Consider the following 18,527-nt stretch of genomic DNA (forward strand, 5'->3'; position numbering starts at 1 on the left):
GAGGAAACGGGCGTTCTGAAAGGTCTCGCTACAGCTTGATGATCTGCATGCCGCCCGTCCCCGTGAACACGAACAGGCGACGGCCCGGCATCACCCGCAGCCGGCGGGCCTCGGCCGGAAGCTGATAGCGGTTCAGCAAGGTCGGCCGGCGCGGATTGCGCACATCGATCTCCTCGACACTCCCGTCTGCCGCGACGAACACCGATCCGGAGCCGAGCGCGATCGCCCGATCACCTTGGCTGGCCGCGTAGAACCCGATGCGGACCGGCCGGCTCGGCTGGCTCACATCCAGGATGTGCAGGCCGCTCGAGCATCGCAGATGGACGGTCCGGGCGTCGTCGCTGACGGCCAGGTCGCTCGCGAATTCGCAATCCTCACTGTAGCGGCCGATCTCGCTGATCTGCGAGGGGTTGCCGACATCGAAGACGCGCAATCCGCCCGGAGGACCTCCCGCCGCGTCCGGCGCGCTGGCCGCAAAGAGAAACCGTCCGGCCAATTGCAGCCGCTCGACCCGGGTGTCCACCGGAACCGCATCCCGCACCACCGGACGAGCCGGGTTCGACACATCGACCGACGTCACCGAGCCCCCGTTGGTGGCGGTGCCGAGATAGACATGCCGGCCCTTCCCCGCGACCGCGGAGGAGAACTCGGCGGGCAGGCGCCCCAGCTCCCGCGGCGACGACGGATTGCTGAGATCGACCACGATCAGCCCATAGCCCCAGGCCGCCAGATAGGCCCGCCTGCCATCGACCGCCATGTCCTCGAAGGCGCGGGCCTGCTTGGCCTTCGGCAGGTCGGCGTCGAACCTTCCCGTCGGCGTGAGGTCACCGTCATTGGCCGCGCTCAGCCCGTAAACGTTCTGCAGCAGGACCAGGCTGCGGTCGATGAGGGCCGCGTCCCTGACATCGGCGCCGCCGAGGGTGTCGACGACGCTGGCCAGGCGGGGGGATGCGGTCTTGCCGGTGTCGAAGAGCGCCAGCTGATCGGTGGTGGTGGCCACCCATCCGAACTGGCCCTGCACCGTGGTCGTTTCCGTGGCGAAGGCATTGGCGAAGTCGGCACGGCCGACCCGGCGGACCGGCAGGCGCAGGCTCCAGACACTGACGCCGGACGCCCCGAAGCCGTAGGCTTTGTCGCCGGCGATGAAGCCGTTGAACAGGGCTTCGCCCGGCGCCGCGCTGCCCCACAGCAGCGGCGGACCGCCCCAGGGCGGCAAGTAATACAGATTGACGCTCAGCCCGAACCCCACCGCGAGCGGCCAGGCGAACTGCAGGCGGAAATTCTCGAACCCGTCCAGGTTTTCGCTGGCCACCCTCTTGGGATAGTTCTTTCGGCTGTTGTCGAACACCTGCAGCAGAGTGTCGCCCACCCAGCTTCGGCCTGACGTGAAGATGCGGTTGCCGGCCATGCCGACCACGTCGGCGGGGCCGCCCTCGACCACCCGGATCGCTTTGGGATAGAGCGGATCGGCCAGGGAGTGGACGACCACGCCTCTCTCGCTGTCGAACGCATAGAGGAAATCCCCATCGATCGAGATCGCCGTGATGTTTTCGGGCGATGCGCTTTTCCGCAGGAGGCCGCCGTCGATCAGCCTTGGCTGACCCGGATCGAGGAGGGAATAGATGGCCAGGCCGGAAGAGCTGCCACCCCGTTGCCAGCTTGCGTAGAGATACCGGCCGCGCGACGCGATCGCGGTGATGACGCCGGCGAGCGGCTGCCTGCGCGTGTCTCCGGCCAGCCGGGGCGCCTCCGGAATCCGGTAGTCCCATGCCGTGACGGTCGATCCAGTCGGAAGATAGACGAAGTCACCTTGCTTGAGGGGGACGCCGATCCGGCCGCCATAGGCCGTCTGATTGGCCCGCGTCGCCAGATCCTGCGAATGGGCCAGACCCGCGCCGGAGATCGCCAGGGCCAGCGCCAGCGCGATCTGTCTTGAATACCGAAATACTGTCTGCCGAACATGCGTCGATAATCTTGCTGTTGCAGATGCTTTCACGACCGACTCCTTTTTGATTGGGTTGGTTTTCGGCACGTCGCAATGTCTGGTGTTGATCCGTCATCGCGAGCCCGCAGGGGCGTGGCCATCCAGCGGCACCGCCTTCTGAATGGCCCCTTCTTGACTCAAGGGGGCGGCTTCGCCTCCTCGCCATGACGGGGAAAGGGGGCGAAGAGTCGCTCTCAGGACGGAATCGACGACATCTCAAGGAGGTGCGGGCGAACTCACGAAGGACATGCTGCACCACCGACGCAGGCATGGATGCAAGCTCGCCTCCCTTCGATTATTCGACCTCGGAAACATTGAAGCCTATGGATCCGGCGGCGAAATGCCGCTCCACAGATTCGGATCTGAATTTCACCATTACAAATGAAACGAAATCTGACAAGCGAGATTTGCTCTCCCAGGAAATGGTCGATGGAGATCTATTCAATATTGCCAAAAATTAGATTCTTTTATTGTAAATCATGACACCTGTTTTGTTTGTCCGGCAGTCTGCTGAGGGCGAGGGCTCATCGTGACGATCGATGCATCCCAGCGCCCCATGGCGGCGGCCGGGGCGGATGCTAGATTGATCCCATGACCGAAGGGATCGCTCCGCACACCGAGACCCTGGCCGAGGAGATCGCGAATGCGGTCACCCACGGCATCGGCGCCGCCCTCGCCATGGCCGGGCTGGTGGTGCTCCTGGTCCTGGCCAGCCTGTACGGCGGCGCGCTCGAGATCGTCAGCCTGGCGATCTACGGCGCGACGCTGGTGCTGACCTATGTGTCGTCCACCCTGCTGCATGCGGCGCGCACGGCCCGGTTCAGGCACGCCTGCAACCTGCTCGACCATGCCTCGATCTATCTGCTGATCGCCGGCACCTACACTCCGTTCCTGCTGCTCGGCCTGCGCGGTACCTGGGGCTGGACGCTGTTTGCGGTGATCTGGGGCCTGGCGATCACCGGCGTGGTGCTGCGGCTGTCCTGGCGCCGTTACGGCCGGCACATCGCGCTGCCGCTGTATCTCGGCATGGGCTGGCTGATCCTGGTCGCGATCGGCCCGGTCTGGTCGTCGCTCGGCGGCGCCGCGGTCGGCTGGATCGTGGCCGGCGGCCTCGCCTACACCGCCGGCGTCGCGTTCTATGTGTGGGAGCGGCTGCCCTTCAACCACATGATCTGGCACCTGTTCGTGCTGGCCGGCAGCGCCCTGCACTTCACCGGCATCATGATCACCGTCGTGCCCCGCGGCTGACGGTGAGGGCCGGCGGCAGGCGGCCGGGCCACCATCCCGCCGCAGGCCGGATCCGCCCATTGCCGTCCGGAGGCCTTCCAAGGCGCTCTGAACCGGACATTCCCCGTGCCGAGTGGCTCCAGAAACCGGACGCCACGGTCAGGGCTGGTCCGTCCCCCGGGCGACCCTTCGAAACGCACCGATGCGATTCATGAGCGGATCACCAGGTGCGTCGGGATCGGACAAGAACCGGAAGGCATGATGGTCGATGCTGAGGAAGCGGGTGGAAACGGGGGGCGCCGGCGCGAGCGTGTCGACTACGAACCAAAGCCAGTGGTCACGGCTTCCAGCGCTCCGAGTCAGGACTGCACCTCCGCGATGTGATTGGTCACCGTGGTGATGAAGGCTCGCAGGCGATGAAGACGCCTCATGTCACGATGATAGCCCATCCAGATATCCCGGCCGGGCGGCTCCGCTGGCAGGTTGAGCCGGCGCAGGCCCGCCATCTGATTGCCGACCACCTGTGGCAGAACAGCGATACCGATGCCTAGTCTGCACATGCGTCCCTGCACATTCCGATTGTTCGAACGCAGGACAGGCCTCGCGTTCGGGAAGCTCTTCTGGAGCCAGGCGATATCCGGGAACTGGCCCGTCGACGTGTCGTGGGTGATGAGCCGGAAGCCGGCTCCATCGCCATAGGCCGGCTCGGGGGAGTCCGCCGCGACGTAGGCACCATAGGCCAATCGGACCAGCCGTCGCTGCACGACATCGGGCGTGTCGAACGGGACGATTCGGAAGGCGATGTCGGCCTCCCGCTGGGCCAGGCTGAACAAGCGGGTGCCCGTCAGGATCTCGACATCGACGAGGGGGTAGGCCCTTGCGTAGTCGGCGATGATCGGGGGCAGGACATAGGCGCCGAACCAGTCGGCCGACGATATGCGCAAGCTGCCCTGAAGGTCCTGCTCCTGCCCGGCGAGCCGCCGTTCCATGGCCAGGGCGGCTTCTTCCATCTGCTCCGCCATCGCGATGACGGCGTTACCCTCCTCGGTCGGAATGAAGCCATCGGCCGTTCTCTGGAACAGCGTATGGCCCGTTGCCTGTTCGAGAGCCCGAAGGCGACGCCCGACAGTCGGATGGCTCAGGTGAAGCGCGCGGGCGGCGCCGCCCAGCGTGCCGGAACGGGCTATGGCCAGAAAAATCCGGACGTCACTCCACTCCATCGGGTCGACCCACAAAAGTGAACGGAAGCCGTACGACATTGTCAGTTATCGTACAGATCTGATCGCCTAAATCCACCTCGTGCAGGCTTGGAATTGCCGGCCGCTTGGCGAGCGCCCGTGAGGCGGCACTCGTCCGACGCATTGCAGGAGGATTTGGTGAAGACCTGGCTGATTACCGGATGTTCGTCCGGCCTGGGGAAGCAACTTGCCGAGGCGGTCGCCGGGCGCGGCGACCGCCTTGTCGCCACCGCGCGTTCGATCGACGCCGTGCAGGCGCTGTGCGACCGCTTCCCCGATACGGTGCGCGGCATAGCGCTCGACGTGACGCAGCCCGGCGCCGCGGCAGAGGCGGTCGCGCTGGCGGAAAGCGCCTTCGGCGGTCTCGATATCCTGGTGAACAACGCCGGATTCGGCTTCGTCGGGGCGATCGAGGAGGGGGAGCCCAGCGAATACCGACCGGTGTTCGAGGCGAACGTGTTCGGCCTGATCGAGACGACGCGTGCCGCGTTGCCGGCGCTCCGCAAGCGCGAAGGAGCCTGCATCGTCAACCTGTCCTCCGGCGCCGGCATCGCCGGTTCCGCGGGCAATGGAATCTACAATGCGACCAAGTTCGCGGTGGAAGGCCTGTCGGAAGCGCTCGCGGCGGAGCTTCGTCCCCTGGGGCTGAACGTCATCATCGTCGAGCCCGGCCCCTTCCGCACCGAGTTTCTCGGTCGCTCGATCGTCACCGCGGCGCGGGAGATTCCCGCCTACGCCAGCACCGCGCATGCGAGGCGGCATTATCGCCGGACCAACAACGGCAGGCAGGCGGGCGATCCCGCCAAGGCTGTCGCCGTGATGCTGCAGGCCATCGATGCCGAGCATCCGCCGCTGCACCTCCCGCTCGGGCCGAGCGCCCACGCGATCGCGGAGCGGAAGCTGGAGAGATTCCGCGCCGACATCGCCGCCTGGCGCGACATCTCCATCGCCACCGATTTCGACACTGCGGCCTGAGAGGATCGCCATGATCACCATGTACGTGACCTATGCCGGCAATGCCGACACGCCGTTCGACCGCGAGCACTGGATCAACGTTCATTTCCCGCTCGTGCGCGAATGCTGGGCCCCCTACGGGCTTGAGCGCCTCGCCGGCTTCTTTCCGCAGGGGAATGGCGGCGGCCTGATCGCGATCGCGACCTGTGTTTTCCGGGACGAGGCGGCGATGAGAACGGCACTGGCCTCGCCGGAGACGGCGCGGGTGATGGCCGACGTGGATCTCGTCACGGCCGTCAAGCCGCAGCGAAGCCTGGCGATGCCCCTCTGAGCGGCGGCAACGCGGCAGCCGCTGGAGCGACCTGGACGGGTCGGCGATGGCGACGTTCACCATCCAGAATGGAAGATATCCGTGAGCACCATAGAATCTCACCCGGAAACCCTGCCGCCTGCCCGGCCCCGGGGTGATGCCGCCTCACTCGACCCGCGCCGCTGGGCCATGTTCGTGATCCTGCTGGTCGGCGCGTTCCTGCCGCCGCTCGATTTCTTCATCGTCAATGTTGCCCTTCCCTCGATTCGCGGGGAATTGGGCGCCTCGTCCTCCGCCGAGCAGCTCGTCATCTCCTCCTATGCCGGGCTCTATGCCGTGACGCTGATCACCGGCGGGCGCCTGGGCGATCTGTATGGCCGCGGCCGGGTGTTCTTCCTCGGGCTGATCGGCTTCGCCGCGGCATCGCTGCTGTGCGGCCTTGCGGGGTCGCCCTGGGCGCTCGTCGCCGGCCGCGCCTTGCAGGGCGTGACGGCGGCCGTGATGGCGCCGCAGGCGCTCGCCTCGGTGCAGGCGATCTTCCCCGAAAGCGAGAAGCCGCTCGCGCTCAGCCTCTATGGCGCGGTCTTCGGCCTGGCCGCCGTGGTCGGCCAGGCGCTGGGCGGCATCCTGATTTCGGCCGATCTCTGGGGCTTGGGGTGGCGGGCGATCTTCCTCGTCAACCTGCCGGTGGCGATCCTGGTCGTGCTGTTCGGCATTCCCCTGCTGAAGGAAACGCGCGCGCAGGACGCGCGCAAGCTGGACCTCGGCGGCACGGCGTTGTCGATGCTGACGCTGGGCGCGCTGATCGTGCCGCTGATCGAGGGGCGCGAGGCGGGCTGGCCGCCGTGGTCCTGGCTGTCGCTCATGGCGGTGCCGGTGCTGGCATGGCTGTTCTGGCGCTATGAGAGCCGGCTGGCCCAGGCGGGCGGAACGCCGTTGGTCGATCCGGCCGCCATGCGGGCACCGGGGCTGGGCCGCGCGCTGCTGATCGCGCTGCTGTTCTACACGATCGCGCCCTTCTTCCTGCTGTTCTCGGTCTATCTGCAGGACGCGCTGCACGCGACCGCGCTGGGCGCCGGCCTGGTCTTCCTGCCGTTCGGCGCGGGGTTCCTGCTGGGGCCGCTGTCGACGCCGTTCTGCAGGCGCATCCTCGGCGCCTATGTCAATCCGGTCGGCATGGGGCTGGAGGCCGTCGGGTTTGTCGGCCTGGCCTGGGCCGTCGTGGCGGCACCGGCCGGCGTGCCCACCCCGCCCATGCCGCTGGCCGCCATCCTGTTCGCCATCGGTTTCGGACAGGGGCTCGCGCTGCCGACCTTGATGCGGATGGTGACGGGCCGCGTCGCGCCGGCCTTTTCCGGCATGATCGCCGGCATCGCCAGTTCGACCCTGCAGGTCGGCACCGCGCTCAGCGTCGCGGTGATCGGCGGGATTTTCTACACCGTCCTCGGCGCGCGCACCGATCCGGCGACCATCGCCCAGGCCTTTACCGTCGCCATCCTCTGCATCGCCGCCTGCCTCGCCGTCGGAGCGGGTCTCAGCATCACCCTTGCCCGGCGGCTCGCTCCGCTCCCCGACGAAGAAAATGCAGAGCGGCCATGTGGCAGCTATCGTCCCGACAGCGGGCATCCAGATAAGATTGGCGACGGTCCTGCCTTGCTGCCCGAGATCCGGTCGAAATCCGCGGGCCTAGGCTTCGCAGCGGGTGCACTCGCGCGAGCAGTTGAGGCAGGCGACACGCGTCCATGAGGACGTGTTCGACCGCAGCATGGACGTGCAGGTGCTGCGCCTGCGCCGGCAGCTCGAGACCGATCCCAACCTCATAGACGCGACGCTGTGCGCCAGACAGCTCGCCCTCTCAGGCTGCCTACTCGTCGAAAGGACAATCCAATGCAGGACGATCACGAGGATTCCGCTCTTCGCAATCAGGAGAGATGGCTGAAGCGCTACTACTTTACCCGGACGGTGTTTTCGGCCATATGGGTGGCGGCCGCATTCGCGATAGGTCCGAATTCCTTGGCCGCCGCGGCCGCTTTGCTTGTCGCGTATCCCGCATGGGATGCCGCCGCCAATTATTTCGATGTGTCGCGAAGCGGTGGATTGCGGCTGAACCGCACTCAGGCCATCAATGTCGTCGTCGCGGCGCTGCAGATGAGCATGAATTTGGTGCTTGCGGTGTTCGGTGCCTGGGCGATGCTCTCGGGCCTGCTTCAACTCGGCACCGCCGTCGGCCGTTGGAAAAGCTACGGCGCGCAGTGGGCGATGATCTTGAGCGGCGGGCAGTCGGCGTTGGCGGGCGTCTTCTTCATCGTGCAGGCCCGGATGCCGGTGCGGCCATCGATCACAGACGTCGCCGGCTACGCAGCGGCTGGAGCCCTTTATTTCCTGGTTTCGGCGGTGTGGTTGTCCGTGAGCGAACTACGGCGCAAAGCCGCCCGGGCCTCGGCGTGAGTTCTGGTCAGGTTGTTTCGGCAAGAGCGTGAGAAGGCATCATCGGCGGGCAGTTGAACGTTCCGGCCATGGGATGCGGCAATGTCCGCTACCGCGATGTCCGGTGATGAGCGTCATGGTCGGGGCCAGAGTTGGCCGCGAGGAGCAGGAATCTGGCTGGTTTGGACAGTGTCCGTTGTCGGGCGCCTCGTGAATGTCTCGTCATCGCGCTTTGCGGACGTTCGGAGGTTGCCGGACCGTTTGTCCGGCATGCCGAAGCAGGTGCCCGGCCGTAGTGAGCTCGCGGGGCTGGCGATCCAGTGGCGCCGGCCTATGGGGCCTGCAAACCCAGCGGGCCGGCCGGGCCGGCTTGCGATGGCAGGTGCGAAGCGGATGCAGTTCTGCTTGACTTTGTGTTCCTATTCTGTTCTAATACAGGAATGGTCGATGCCATCCCAGCCGGGACTCCCTCCGCCGCTTCGCCGTCCCCGGACGAGCGGGAGGCCGAGGTGCTGTCCGGGCTGACCAGGCTCGCCCTGGAGCTGGCCCGGACCTTCCAGGCCGAGGCGGTGGCCGCCGCGCCGTCGCGCTCAGGCTCCGCCAGCAGCGGGAGGACGCCGCCGCGTCGCCGGCCATGGACCAGGCCGCGATGCTGTCCGAGCTGATGGAGCTCGCGGAGGCGCTGGCCCGCGGCTTTCACGCCCTGGCCCTCGCCGCCCTCGCGGCCGGCGATCTCGATCGCGCCGGGGAGGCGGAGACCCGCTTCAGCAGCCTGTTCCTCGGCATCCGCCGTGCGATCGCGCTGAAGATCAGGCTGCGGCAGCAGCGGGAGCAGGCACGGCGCGAGGCCGAGCTCCGGCGGACGTCCCGGCAGGACCAGAAGGACGACCGGCGCCACGCCGTCGCCCAGGCCATCGCCGCCGTTCCCGACCCCGAGGTCCGGGAGCAGTTGGCCGCGGATCTGCAGGAAAAGCTGACCGAGGACGAGCGCATCGACGTCGACCTCGCCGACACCACCTTGTCGATCGAGGCCCTGATCGCCAGCCTGTGCCGGGCCCTCGGCCTCCCGCCCGGCGGGATCCCTCCGGCCGGCGGGCCTGCTGCCGGCGGTCCCGCCGCCGCCGCGAAGTCCGGGACCGATGATGTCGGCCCGAAGGGCCAGGCCTCCGGCCCGGCCCCGCGCCGCGCCTCCTCCAATCTCCGTCGCGCCATCCCGGCCGATGCTGCCGGCGAGCCTGAGGGCGAGCGCGGCATCCACCACGGCGCCGCCACCGGCGAGATCTTCAACCGGAACCGGGAGCCCGTTCCGACGCCGCCCGGGGACGACCGGCCGGACGCCGTCACCGGACCGCCCGCCACGGCCCCGCCGCCCGATCCGGCGCCGCCGCGCGACCAGAGCCGATGGACTGACCCGGAGCTGGCCGGACGGCGCAGCCGCGAGACCGAGCGCGGTGCCCGGTGGCGCCATTCGCGGATGCTCGCCCACATCCATCGGCACGGCTGACCGCCGAGGCGTCGTCGGCGTGCGGCCGATTGTGCCGGCGCCGCCGCGACGGGACTGGCACGAAGTTGCCGCCATCGCCATTCTGTTCCCCGAGACCACCAGGGGGCGAGGGGCGAGTGAGCGAGCGGTCGGACGACATCTTTAAGGAAGACCTCGCCGCTGATCCGGCTCCCGCCCGTCGCGGCTGGGGCGCGCGGCTGGGCGGCCTGTTCCGGCGCCGGGCGACCGGCGCGGTCCCGTCCGCCGCACCGCCGCCCGCCGGTGGCCGGCGCTGGTCCCGGGCGGTCGGCTGGGGCATCGGCGGGCTGGTGCTGCTGTTCGTCCTCTACATGGCCGTCGGCGCCTTCGTCGTGCACGCCATCGACGACGACCCCGACTTCGTCCCGGCCGCGCCGGTGGCCAATGGCAGCCAGGCGGTGGAGATCGCCGCCGCGCTGATAGAGCGCGAGACCGGCGGCGCCCATCGCTGGACCGCCAACGACCCGTTCTTCCTGCCCGGCTGGCTGCTGGACAACATGCCGAATTACCAGCAGGGCATCATCTATGCCCTGTCGCGCTTCACCGCCGAGATGGGCGACCAGATCGGCCGGTCGCGCGGCTCGTCGCAGGTGGATCCGGAGCTCGACCGCGCCACCGGCCTCTTGCGCTATCCCGGCACGATCTGGCTGTTCGACCTCAGCACCTCCTGGGCGCCGACGGCGTCGTCGGAATCGCAGTACCGCGCCGCCGCCCGGGCGCTGCGCAGCTACAACGACAGGGTCGCCGCCGGCACCGCGCCGTTCGAGCGGCGGGCCGACAACCTGCTGCAGACGATCGACCGCTTCGCCGCCGATCTCGGCTCGCAATCCTCGGTGATCGCCGACCATATCGAGGCCAGCCGCGGCTGGATCATCGACACCCAGGCGGACGACGTCTTCTATTCCACCAAGGGCCGGCTCTACGCTTATTTCCTGGTGCTGCGCGCGCTCGGCCGCGACTTCGAAGGGGTGATAGCCCAGTCCGGCGCGACCAAGATCTGGGACGAGATGGTCGACAACCTGCGCGAGGCGGCGGAGCTGCGGCCGCTGGTGGTGATGAACGGCCGCGCCGACGCCATGTTCCAGCCCAACCACCTGGCGGTGCAGGGCTTCTTCCTGCTGCGCGCCCGCACCCAGATGCGCGAGCTGTCGAACGTGCTGCGGAACTGACACCAACGGCCTTTGGGATCGATCCTTCGGTTCCTTTCCGTCATGACGAGGAGCGAAGCGACGTGGCCATCCAGGTTGGCAGGGCTCCGACGGCGGGGCTGGATGGCCACGCCTCGCTCTTGAAGAAGTTAAAACTTTCTTTCCCTTCCGGGGCCGCCCCAGCGGCGTGAGATGCTCGCCATGACGAGGAAAGGGCCGGAGAGTCGGCCTCAATAGGGCTTGGTATCAGCCCTTTGGCCCGAACGGCCCCAGCGCCGCGGCGTGCCGGGCCACCAGGTCGAGGCCGAATTCGGTCGGGCGCAGCGCCGGCGCCCGGTCATGCACCGTCAGCCCCGCCCGGGCGGCGAACAGGCGCTTGCCGTAGCAGATCAGCGTCTCGATCGACTGCATGACGAAGACGATCGACGGCGCCACCCGGGCATAGGCCGCCGCGGCGCCTGCTTCATCCCCGGCGTCGTGCCGCCGGTGGATCGCCACCGCGTGGTCGACCGCGTCCGGCGCCAGCAGGAAGCCGCTGCAGCCGGCGTGCAGGCTGTCGATCATCTCCAGCCCGCCGCGGCCGTTGAACACCCGCAGCTTTCCCTCGGTCACGGCGATCAGCCGCTCGATCTCGACCGCCGACCCCTCCGCCTTGATCAGCGTCATGTTGGCGTGGCGGCGCATCAACCGGGCGATGTCGTCGGCGGCCAGGCCGCGGCCGAGATATTGCGGCGCGTTCTGGATCGCCACCGGCAGCGCCGTCGCATCCATCACCCGGCTGAAGACGTCGAGATACTCGCCGGCGCCGTAGCTGCCTGCGGCCGGCGGCTGCAGGATCAGCCAGCCGGCTCCCGCCGCCTCGGCCGCCCGGACCATGGCCACCTGCTCCGCCACCGACGGGCCGAAGATGGTGAAGCCGACCGGCACCCGGCCGCCGACATCCTCGGCCACCCAGTCCATCACCGCCCGGCGCTCGTCGAAGGCCAGCTTCGCCACCTCGGTGGCCAGGCCCAGCGCGGCGATGCCGGCGACTCCGGCCTCCAGGCACGCCTCCGCCTGTCGGCGCATGGCGGCGCGGTCCAGCCGCTCCTCCGTATCGAAGAAGGCGTACAGGATGGCGTGGATGCCGGGTGCGGTCATGGCGCTCTCCCTGATGTCAGTCCGCCGTCAGCGCCCCGCCGCCTTCCCCCGCCTGCTCGCGCAGCCGCTCGGCCAGGTCGGCGAGGTTGTCGCGGAGCTGGGCGAAGGTGAAGGCGATGGCGAAGGCCTGGCCGAACTCGCGCCCGTCGAGGCCATCCCCGCCCGTGCCGCGCAAGGCGTCGACACTGCTCTGCAGGGCCGCGACGGCCTGGTCCAGCGCGCTGCCGTCGCCGGCCGCCGCCTTGGCCTCCAGCGCCGCGGCCAGGGCGGTCATCCGCTTCTTCGCCGCCGTCACCGCCTGGTCGAGCGTCGCCCCGAGCGCCGCCTGGAGCGTCGATGACAATGGGACCTGGGCGGCCCGGACCAGGATGATCTCGCTGTGCCACAGGCGGCGGATGGTGCGGATGATCGGCGCCGGGTCGAGATGGTCGGGGATGGCGCCGGGCCGCTCGCGCCGCGCCTCGTCGATCTGGCCGTCGCCCTTGCGCAGCAGCGTGCGGATGCGCTGGTTGAGCGCGGTTGGGTCTTCCCCCGACCCGGCCAGCCGCCCGGCGATCAGGGTCAGCAGCGCGGCGCATTGGCCGAGCAACTCGGCGCCGGTGTCGCGCAGATGGTCACCGGCGCGGGCGGGCAAGATCAGCAGCGCGGCCAACACCCCGACCACGGTGCCCAGCCCGATCTCCGCCACCCGCTGGAAGGCGGCGCCCAGCGGATCGGCATGGCTGGGGTCGGACAGCATCACGATCGCCGCGGTGACCGAGCCGAGCCGCAGGTTGGGGCGGCGGGCGGTGATATAGACGGTGGTCAGCATGACCAGCAGCAGCACGACGCCGGTGCGCAGCGCCGAGGGGCCGGACAGCACCGACCCGACCACCCCGAAGGCGGCGCCCAACGCGGTGCCGAGCAGCCGGTCGATGGTCGCGCTCAGCGTGGCGCCGAGCGTGGCCTGCAGCACGATCACCGCGGTCAGCACCGACCAGTAGCCCTTGGGCAGGCCGAGGGCCTCGGCCAGGGCATAGGCGGCGACGGCCGCGATCGCGCCCCGCACCGCCTGGCGGACATGGATCGGGTCGAGGCGGGGACGGGACAGGCGGATCATCGCGACTCCGGGGCTGCGGCGACAGCATGCCAGAGAGCGGCGGTGCGCTGCAGCCTCGTCGGACGCGATTGAAAGGCACTCGCAATCGCAATATCCGCGTGGTAACCCAACCTCGTTCACGAGGGGGTGACGATGGGTTCGATGTTGAGGGTCCTGGCAGTGGCTGCGTTCAGCCTCTGGGCCGGCACGGCGGTCGCGGCGGACGACAAGATCTCAGTCACCGACCTGGCCGGCCGCACGGTCGAGGTGCCGAAGAAGGTCGAGCGCATCCTGCTCGGCGAAGGGCGGCAGATCTACATCGTCGCGGCGCTCGACCGCGAGAACCCGATCGGCCGCATCGCCGGCTGGAAGGACGAGTTCGAGCGCTCCGACCTCGATACCTACAAGCTGTACCAGGCGAAGTTCCCCGGCATCGACGCCATCCCGGACATCGGCGACCCGGAGGAGGGGACGTTCAATACCGAGCAGGCGATCGCGCTGAAACCCGACGTGTTGTTCCTCCTGCTCGGCCAGAAACCGGCGGCCGAGGAATCCGGGCTGATCAAGACGCTGGAGGGCGCCGGCATCGCCACCGTCTTCATCGACTTCCGTGACGAGCCCTTTACCAACACCGAGCCCAGCGTCCGGCTGTTCGGCCAGATCCTCGGCCGGCAGGACCGGGCGGAAGAGTTCATCGCCTTCTACCGCCAGCAGCTGGACCTGGTGCTGGGCCCGTTGTCCAAGGCGGATGCGCCGAGCCCGAAGGTGATGATCGAGCGTGCCGCCGGCACCGGCTGGGGCGCCGAATGCTGCGCCTCCTTCGGCGACGAGAATTTCGGCCGCATGGTGCGGATGGCCGGCGGCACCAACATCGCCACCGGCCTGATCCCCGGTGCCTTCGGCGTGCTGAACCCGGAGCAGGTGACGGTCGCCAACCCCGACGTGGTGATCGCGACCGGCGCCAACTGGTCGCAATTCGTGCCGGATGGCGGCTGGGTCGGCCTCGGCCCCGATGCCGACCAGGCGAAGGCGAAGGACCGGCTGGCGGCGCTGGTGGCGCGCCCGGCCTATACCGGCGTCAAGGCGGTGGCGGACGGCCGCGTCCACGCCATCTGGCACCAGTTCTACGACAGCCCGTACCAGTTCGTCGGCGTCCAGCAGATCGCCAAATGGCTGCACCCCGACCTGTACGCCGACCTCGACCCGGAGGCGACGTTCCGCACCCTGCACGAGCGCTTCCTGCCGATCCCGTACCGGCCCGGCTACTGGGTCTCGCTGGCCCCGGCCGGCTGAAAGGCTTGAGCATGGCGGACCACGCCGTCCCGATCGACACCCATCTGCGCGCCGGCCGCGCCGCCTATCGTGGCATGGCCCGGCGCAAGCTGCTGCTGCTCGCAGCCCTGGCCGCGGCGCTGCTGGTCAGCCTGGTGCTCGACATCGGCATCGGCCCGGCGCGCTACGGCGTCGGCGAGGTGGTGTCGGCCCTGGTCTCACCCTCCGACGTCCCGGCGACGCTGCGGGTGGTGATCTGGGACATCCGCCTGCCGGTGGCCCTGATGGCCGTCGTGGTCGGCGCCGCCCTGGCGGTGGCCGGGGCGCAGATGCAGACGGTGCTGAACAACCCGCTGGCCGATCCCTTCACCCTCGGCATCTCGGCCGCCGCCAGCTTCGGCGCGGCGCTGGCCCTCGTGCTCGGCGTGGCGCTGATCCCCGCCCTGACCGACGTCATGGTGCCGGTCAACGCCTTCCTGATGGCGCTGGTGGCGTCGCTGGGGCTGCACGCGCTGAGCCAGCGCCGCGGCGTGACCATGGAGACGGTGGTGCTGCTGGGCATCGCCATCGTCTTCACCTTCAACGCGCTGCTGTCGCTGCTGCAATATGTGGCGTCGGAACAGGCGCTGGCGGCGGTGGTGTTCTGGACCATGGGCAGCCTGGGCAAGGCGAGCTGGGGCAAGCTCGCGGTCACCGCCGGGGTGCTGGTCGTCCTGCTGCCGCTGATGGCGCGCCGCGCCTGGCAGCTGACGGCGCTGCGCCTTGGCGAGGACAAGGCCCGCAGCTTCGGCATCGATGTCCGCCGGATGCGGCTGGAGACGATCCTGGCGGTCAGCCTGCTGGCGGCTGTGCCGGTCGCCTTCGTCGGCACCATCGGCTTCGTCGGCCTGGTCGGGCCGCATATCGCCCGCATGCTGATCGGCGAGGACCAGCGCTTCTTCCTGCCGGCCTCGGCCCTGGCCGGGGCGCTGATGCTGTCGGCCACCTCGATCGTGTCGAAGTCGATCGTGCCGGGCGTGATCTTCCCGATTGGCGTGATCACCGCCCTGGTCGGCGTGCCTTTCTTCTTCAGCCTGATCCTGGCCAGCCGGCGCCGCGCATGGCAATGAACCCCGTCACCCTCGAGCTGCGCGACGTTTCGGTCGCCTATGGCCGCCGGGCGGTGCTGCACGGCATCACCACCCCGGTGATGGCGGGCGGCGAGGTCACCGCCGTGATCGGGCCGAACGCGGTCGGCAAGTCCAGCCTGTTCCGCCGCATCGCCGGGCTGATCGGCGGCCCGGGCGAGGTGCTGGTCGACGGCCGCGCCGCCGCCGGCTGGGAGGCGAGCGACCCGAGCCGGCCGTGCCATCTCCCGCAGGAGGCGGCGGTCAACGCCGTCCTCACCGTGCTCGAATCCGTGCTGCTGGCGCGCAAGAGCAGCGCCGGCTGGCGGGTCGACGACACCGATCTCGACGCCGTCACCCGCACCCTGGCGCTGCTCGAGATCGACGATCTCGCCATGCGCAACCTGGGCGAGCTCAGCGGCGGCCAGAAGCAGCTGGTGTCGATCGCCCAGGCCCTGGTGCGCGATCCCCGCATCCTGTTGATGGACGAGCCGACCAGCGCGCTCGACCTGCAGCGCCAGGTCGAGGTGCTGACCCTGGTCCGCGACCTGGCCCGCAGCCGGTCGCTATGCGTGCTGATCGCGCTGCATGACCTGAACCAGGCGGTGCGCTTCACCGACCGGGTGCTGGTGCTGAAGGAAGGCCGTGTCGCCGCCTGCGGCGAGCCGCGGACCGTCGTCACCGCCGAGATGCTGCGCGAGGTCTACGGCGTCGAGGCGCGGGTCGAGACCTGCTCGGACGGCATGCCGATGGTGCTGGCCGACCGCTCGATCCGCCGGCGCCGTATCGCGGTGGACCGGCTGGCCGCCGAATAGCAAAAGGCCCGCCACCCGGGCGGGCCTTGCGTCTGGCCAGAGCGCGGGCCGTCAGGCGGCCAGCTTCTCCTCGGCGTCCAGCGTGGCGGCCACGGCGTGGATCACCGCGGCGATGCGGATCACGGCCTGGACCACGTCCTTGCCCACGCCCTTCTTGGCGACGACCTGCTCATGGCTGTCCATGCACATGCCGCAGCCGTTGATCGCCGACACCGCCAGCGAATACAGCTCGAAATCCACCTGGTCGACGCCCGGGTTGGCGATCGCGTTCATGCGCAGCCGCGCCGGCATGGTCGCGTAGTCCTTCTCGGACACCAGATGGGTGAAGCGGTAGTAGATGTTGTTCATGCCCATGATCGCCGCCGCGGTCTTGGCGGCGCCCTGCGCCTCGGGCGACAGGTGCTGCGCCGCGTCGGCCGCGATCGCCTTGATCACGGTGGCGTTGCGCGAGGCATAGGCGCTGGCCAGGGCCGAACCCCAGATCTGCTGGGCGGTCACGCCGGGCGCGGTCAGGACCGAGGACAGGTTGAGCTTCAGATCCTTGGCGTAGTCGGGAAGAGCGGCCTTCAGCGTGTCGATCGACATGGGGACTCCGGCGGGACTTGGAAAAGGCAGGGGCCGGCCCGCGTGGGGCCGGCCGGAGAGGAACAGGACGCCGGATCAGGCGGCCTGCAGGGTCTCCTCGCCCTTCTGCCAGTTGCAGGGGCACAGCTCGTCGGTCTGCAGCGCGTCGAGCACGCGCAGGACCTCGTGCGGGTTGCGGCCGACCGACATGTCGTTGACCGAGACGAAGCGGATGATGTTCTCCGGGTCGACGATGAAGGTGGCGCGCAGACACACCTCCTCGTTCTTCTCGAGGATGCCCAGGGCGCGGCTCAGGTCCTTGCGGATGTCGGCCAGCATCGGGATGGGCAGGTCCTTCAGGTCGGCGTGGTTCTGGCGCCAGGCCAGGTGCACGAACTCGCTGTCGGTCGACACGCCGTAGGTCAGCGCATCGCGGTCGGCGAAGTCGCCGGCCAGCTTGCCGAACGCCGCGATCTCGGTCGGGCAGACGAAGGTGAAGTCCTTCGGCCAGAAGAACACGATCTTCCACTTGCCCTTGCTCGCGGCGCGATCGATCTGGGTGAAGGCGTCCTTCGGGTTGGTCGAGACAACGGCCTGGAGCGAGAAATCCGGGAAGGTGTCGCCAATGGTCAGCATGGGCATCGAGAGGCTCCGTGGGATCTTTGGTGGGATTTTTTGTGTGCGGCGCAACAGGGTTGGTGCCGCAGTGCAGCAAGGAGATAGCAAGCCGGAGTCTCACAATCAAATCGATTGTTCCGACAATTATGATAGCCTGAGCCTATGAACCAACCGATCACCCTGCGGCAGCTCCGCTATGTCGTCGCGGTCGCCGACACGCGCCATTTCGGCCGGGCCGCCGCCGCCTGCCATGTCAGCCAGCCCTCGCTCAGCGCCCAGGTCCAGGCGCTGGAGGAGATGCTGGGCGGGCCGCTGTTCGAACGGTCGAAGCGGCGGATCCTGCTGACCCCGCTGGGCGAATCGATCGTCGTCCGGGCACGGCGGATTCTCGCGGAGACCCAGGACCTGCTGCTGGCCGCGCGCGACCAGGCGGCGCCGCTGGCCGGCGATTTCCGGCTCGGCGTGATCCCGACGCTGGGCCCCTATCTGCTGCCGCGGCTGATGCGGACGCTGCGCCGCACCTATCCCGACCTGCGCCTGTATCTGCGCGAGGACCTGACCGACCGGCTGGTCGAACGGCTGCGCCGCGGCGAGCTGGAGGCGGCACTGCTGGCCCTGCCGGTCGAGGATCCGAAGCTGGAATCGCTGCCGGTGTTCGACGAGCCCTTCCTGCTGGCCGTGCCCACCGGACATCGGCTGGCCCGGGCCAACCGGGTGACACCGGCCGACCTGTCGGGCGAGCATCTGCTGCTGCTGGAGGATGGGCACTGCCTGCGCGACCAGGCGCTGGAGGTGTGCCGCAGCGCGGCGCGGACCGAGGAGGATTCGTTCGGCGCCACCAGCCTGTCGACCCTGCGCGAGATGGTGGCCGGGCGGATCGGCATCACCCTGCTGCCGGCCTTGGCCTGCACCGCGCCGACCATGGCCGACAGCGACATCGCGGTCAGGCCGTTCGATGCGCCGCAGCCGTCGCGCCGGATCGGGCTGGTCTGGCGCCGGGGCGCGGCGCGACGGGGCGAGATCGAGATGCTGGCCGAGTTCCTGCGCCAGCACCTGCCGGAAGGCGCGGTGGCGATTCCGCAGGACGATGACGAGGCGCCGGACCGGAGAGCGGCCGGCTGACG

The 18,527-nt window shown here is 69.0% G+C and carries 18 protein-coding genes; 12 read left to right on the forward strand and 6 right to left on the reverse strand.

What is annotated here, in order from left to right; genetic code table 11:
• Window positions 1-28: 28 nt before the first annotated feature.
• Window positions 29-2,032, reverse strand: a complete 2,004-nt coding sequence (locus QFZ27_RS12895) for an LVIVD repeat-containing protein (protein ID WP_429226796.1) — start codon at window positions 2,030-2,032, stop codon at window positions 29-31.
• A gap of 221 nt (window positions 2,033-2,253) precedes the next feature.
• Between QFZ27_RS12895 and QFZ27_RS12900 the strand changes: the two genes are divergently transcribed.
• Together QFZ27_RS12900 and trhA are read left to right on the forward strand one after the other, a co-directional pair.
• Entirely contained in the window at window positions 2,254-2,445 is a 192-nt protein-coding gene (locus QFZ27_RS12900) for a hypothetical protein (RefSeq protein WP_429226797.1), read from the forward strand.
• Between the two features lie 130 nt (window positions 2,446-2,575).
• Window positions 2,576-3,232, forward strand: a complete 657-nt coding sequence (gene trhA, locus QFZ27_RS12905; RefSeq protein WP_429226798.1) for a PAQR family membrane homeostasis protein TrhA — start codon at window positions 2,576-2,578, stop codon at window positions 3,230-3,232.
• Between the two features lie 338 nt (window positions 3,233-3,570).
• Here the strand turns inward: trhA and QFZ27_RS12910 are convergent, their stop codons facing one another.
• Window positions 3,571-4,470, reverse strand: coding sequence for a LysR family transcriptional regulator (locus QFZ27_RS12910; protein ID WP_429226799.1), 900 nt, complete (start codon window positions 4,468-4,470; stop codon window positions 3,571-3,573).
• 48 nt (window positions 4,471-4,518) lie between these two features.
• On the opposite strand from QFZ27_RS12910, the gene QFZ27_RS12915 reads away from it, so the two are divergent.
• From QFZ27_RS12915 to QFZ27_RS12940, 6 genes are all read left to right on the forward strand, one after another.
• Window positions 4,519-5,424: an oxidoreductase gene (locus QFZ27_RS12915; protein ID WP_429226800.1), complete on the forward strand. Its 906-nt coding sequence runs from the start codon at window positions 4,519-4,521 to the stop codon at window positions 5,422-5,424.
• 10 nt (window positions 5,425-5,434) lie between these two features.
• Window positions 5,435-5,734 carry an EthD family reductase gene (locus QFZ27_RS12920; RefSeq protein ID WP_429226801.1) on the forward strand — a complete coding sequence of 100 codons (300 nt, stop codon included), beginning with the start codon at window positions 5,435-5,437 and terminating at the stop codon, window positions 5,732-5,734.
• Window positions 5,735-5,908: 174 nt separating this feature from the next.
• A complete protein-coding gene (locus QFZ27_RS12925) occupies window positions 5,909-7,459 on the forward strand; it encodes an MFS transporter (protein WP_429226802.1) in 1,551 nt (516 codons plus the stop codon).
• Window positions 7,460-7,600: 141 nt separating this feature from the next.
• Window positions 7,601-8,161, forward strand: coding sequence for a DUF308 domain-containing protein (locus QFZ27_RS12930; RefSeq protein ID WP_429226803.1), 561 nt, complete (start codon window positions 7,601-7,603; stop codon window positions 8,159-8,161).
• A gap of 613 nt (window positions 8,162-8,774) precedes the next feature.
• Entirely contained in the window at window positions 8,775-9,644 is an 870-nt protein-coding gene (locus tag QFZ27_RS12935) for a hypothetical protein (RefSeq protein WP_429226804.1), read from the forward strand.
• Window positions 9,645-9,760: 116 nt separating this feature from the next.
• A complete protein-coding gene (locus QFZ27_RS12940; protein WP_429226805.1) occupies window positions 9,761-10,831 on the forward strand; it encodes a DUF2333 family protein in 1,071 nt (356 codons plus the stop codon).
• A gap of 225 nt (window positions 10,832-11,056) precedes the next feature.
• Here QFZ27_RS12940 and QFZ27_RS12945 read toward each other — a convergent pair whose 3' ends face one another.
• Together QFZ27_RS12945 and QFZ27_RS12950 are read right to left on the reverse strand one after the other, a co-directional pair.
• Complete coding sequence (locus QFZ27_RS12945) at window positions 11,057-11,950, reverse strand: dihydrodipicolinate synthase family protein (protein WP_429226806.1); 894 nt, start codon at window positions 11,948-11,950, stop codon at window positions 11,057-11,059.
• Between the two features lie 16 nt (window positions 11,951-11,966).
• Window positions 11,967-13,049, reverse strand: coding sequence for an FUSC family protein (locus QFZ27_RS12950; RefSeq protein ID WP_429226807.1), 1,083 nt, complete (start codon window positions 13,047-13,049; stop codon window positions 11,967-11,969).
• A gap of 159 nt (window positions 13,050-13,208) precedes the next feature.
• On the opposite strand from QFZ27_RS12950, the gene QFZ27_RS12955 reads away from it, so the two are divergent.
• Genes QFZ27_RS12955 through QFZ27_RS12965 form a run of 3 tightly spaced genes read left to right on the forward strand, consistent with a single transcriptional unit; the run spans window position 13,209 to window position 16,221 of the window.
• The gene (locus QFZ27_RS12955) at window positions 13,209-14,321 is read left to right on the forward strand and encodes an ABC transporter substrate-binding protein (RefSeq protein ID WP_429226808.1); all 1,113 of its coding nucleotides are present in this window, start codon (window positions 13,209-13,211) and stop codon (window positions 14,319-14,321) included.
• Between the two features lie 11 nt (window positions 14,322-14,332).
• The gene (locus QFZ27_RS12960; protein WP_429226809.1) at window positions 14,333-15,409 is read left to right on the forward strand and encodes a FecCD family ABC transporter permease; all 1,077 of its coding nucleotides are present in this window, start codon (window positions 14,333-14,335) and stop codon (window positions 15,407-15,409) included.
• The gene (locus QFZ27_RS12965; protein ID WP_429226810.1) at window positions 15,400-16,221 is read left to right on the forward strand and encodes an ABC transporter ATP-binding protein; all 822 of its coding nucleotides are present in this window, start codon (window positions 15,400-15,402) and stop codon (window positions 16,219-16,221) included. The genes QFZ27_RS12960 and QFZ27_RS12965 overlap by 10 nt, the downstream gene beginning before the upstream one ends.
• A 51-nt stretch (window positions 16,222-16,272) precedes the next feature.
• On the opposite strand, the gene ahpD is transcribed toward QFZ27_RS12965, so the two are convergent.
• Entirely contained in the window at window positions 16,273-16,806 is a 534-nt protein-coding gene (ahpD, locus tag QFZ27_RS12970) for an alkylhydroperoxidase, AhpD family (RefSeq protein WP_429226811.1), read from the reverse strand.
• A gap of 75 nt (window positions 16,807-16,881) precedes the next feature.
• A complete protein-coding gene (locus QFZ27_RS12975) occupies window positions 16,882-17,427 on the reverse strand; it encodes a peroxiredoxin (RefSeq protein WP_429226812.1) in 546 nt (181 codons plus the stop codon).
• Window positions 17,428-17,565: 138 nt separating this feature from the next.
• On the opposite strand from QFZ27_RS12975, the gene QFZ27_RS12980 reads away from it, so the two are divergent.
• Window positions 17,566-18,525 carry a LysR substrate-binding domain-containing protein gene (locus tag QFZ27_RS12980; protein ID WP_429226813.1) on the forward strand — a complete coding sequence of 320 codons (960 nt, stop codon included), beginning with the start codon at window positions 17,566-17,568 and terminating at the stop codon, window positions 18,523-18,525.
• Window positions 18,526-18,527 lie beyond the last annotated feature (2 nt).

The sequence above is a fragment of the Inquilinus ginsengisoli genome (genome assembly GCF_050434925.1).
Classification (GTDB): domain Bacteria; phylum Pseudomonadota; class Alphaproteobacteria; order DSM-16000; family Inquilinaceae; genus Inquilinus; species Inquilinus ginsengisoli_B.

Excerpts from the sequence above, each read along its gene's own strand:
- QFZ27_RS12900 (WP_429226797.1), top strand. The coding sequence starts at position 2,254 with ATGGATGCAAGCTCGCCTCCCTTCGATTATTCGACCTCGGAAACATTG.
- trhA (WP_429226798.1), top strand. The coding sequence starts at position 2,576 with ATGACCGAAGGGATCGCTCCGCACACCGAGACCCTGGCCGAGGAGATC.
- QFZ27_RS12910 (WP_429226799.1), bottom strand. The coding sequence starts at position 4,470 with ATGTCGTACGGCTTCCGTTCACTTTTGTGGGTCGACCCGATGGAGTGG.
- QFZ27_RS12920 (WP_429226801.1), top strand. The coding sequence starts at position 5,435 with ATGATCACCATGTACGTGACCTATGCCGGCAATGCCGACACGCCGTTC.
- QFZ27_RS12930 (WP_429226803.1), top strand. The coding sequence starts at position 7,601 with ATGCAGGACGATCACGAGGATTCCGCTCTTCGCAATCAGGAGAGATGG.
- QFZ27_RS12935 (WP_429226804.1), top strand. The coding sequence starts at position 8,775 with ATGGACCAGGCCGCGATGCTGTCCGAGCTGATGGAGCTCGCGGAGGCG.
- QFZ27_RS12945 (WP_429226806.1), bottom strand. The coding sequence starts at position 11,950 with ATGACCGCACCCGGCATCCACGCCATCCTGTACGCCTTCTTCGATACG.
- QFZ27_RS12950 (WP_429226807.1), bottom strand. The coding sequence starts at position 13,049 with ATGATCCGCCTGTCCCGTCCCCGCCTCGACCCGATCCATGTCCGCCAG.
- QFZ27_RS12960 (WP_429226809.1), top strand. The coding sequence starts at position 14,333 with ATGGCGGACCACGCCGTCCCGATCGACACCCATCTGCGCGCCGGCCGC.
- QFZ27_RS12965 (WP_429226810.1), top strand. The coding sequence starts at position 15,400 with ATGGCAATGAACCCCGTCACCCTCGAGCTGCGCGACGTTTCGGTCGCC.
- ahpD (WP_429226811.1), bottom strand. The coding sequence starts at position 16,806 with ATGTCGATCGACACGCTGAAGGCCGCTCTTCCCGACTACGCCAAGGAT.
- QFZ27_RS12975 (WP_429226812.1), bottom strand. The coding sequence starts at position 17,427 with ATGCCCATGCTGACCATTGGCGACACCTTCCCGGATTTCTCGCTCCAG.
- QFZ27_RS12980 (WP_429226813.1), top strand. The coding sequence starts at position 17,566 with ATGAACCAACCGATCACCCTGCGGCAGCTCCGCTATGTCGTCGCGGTC.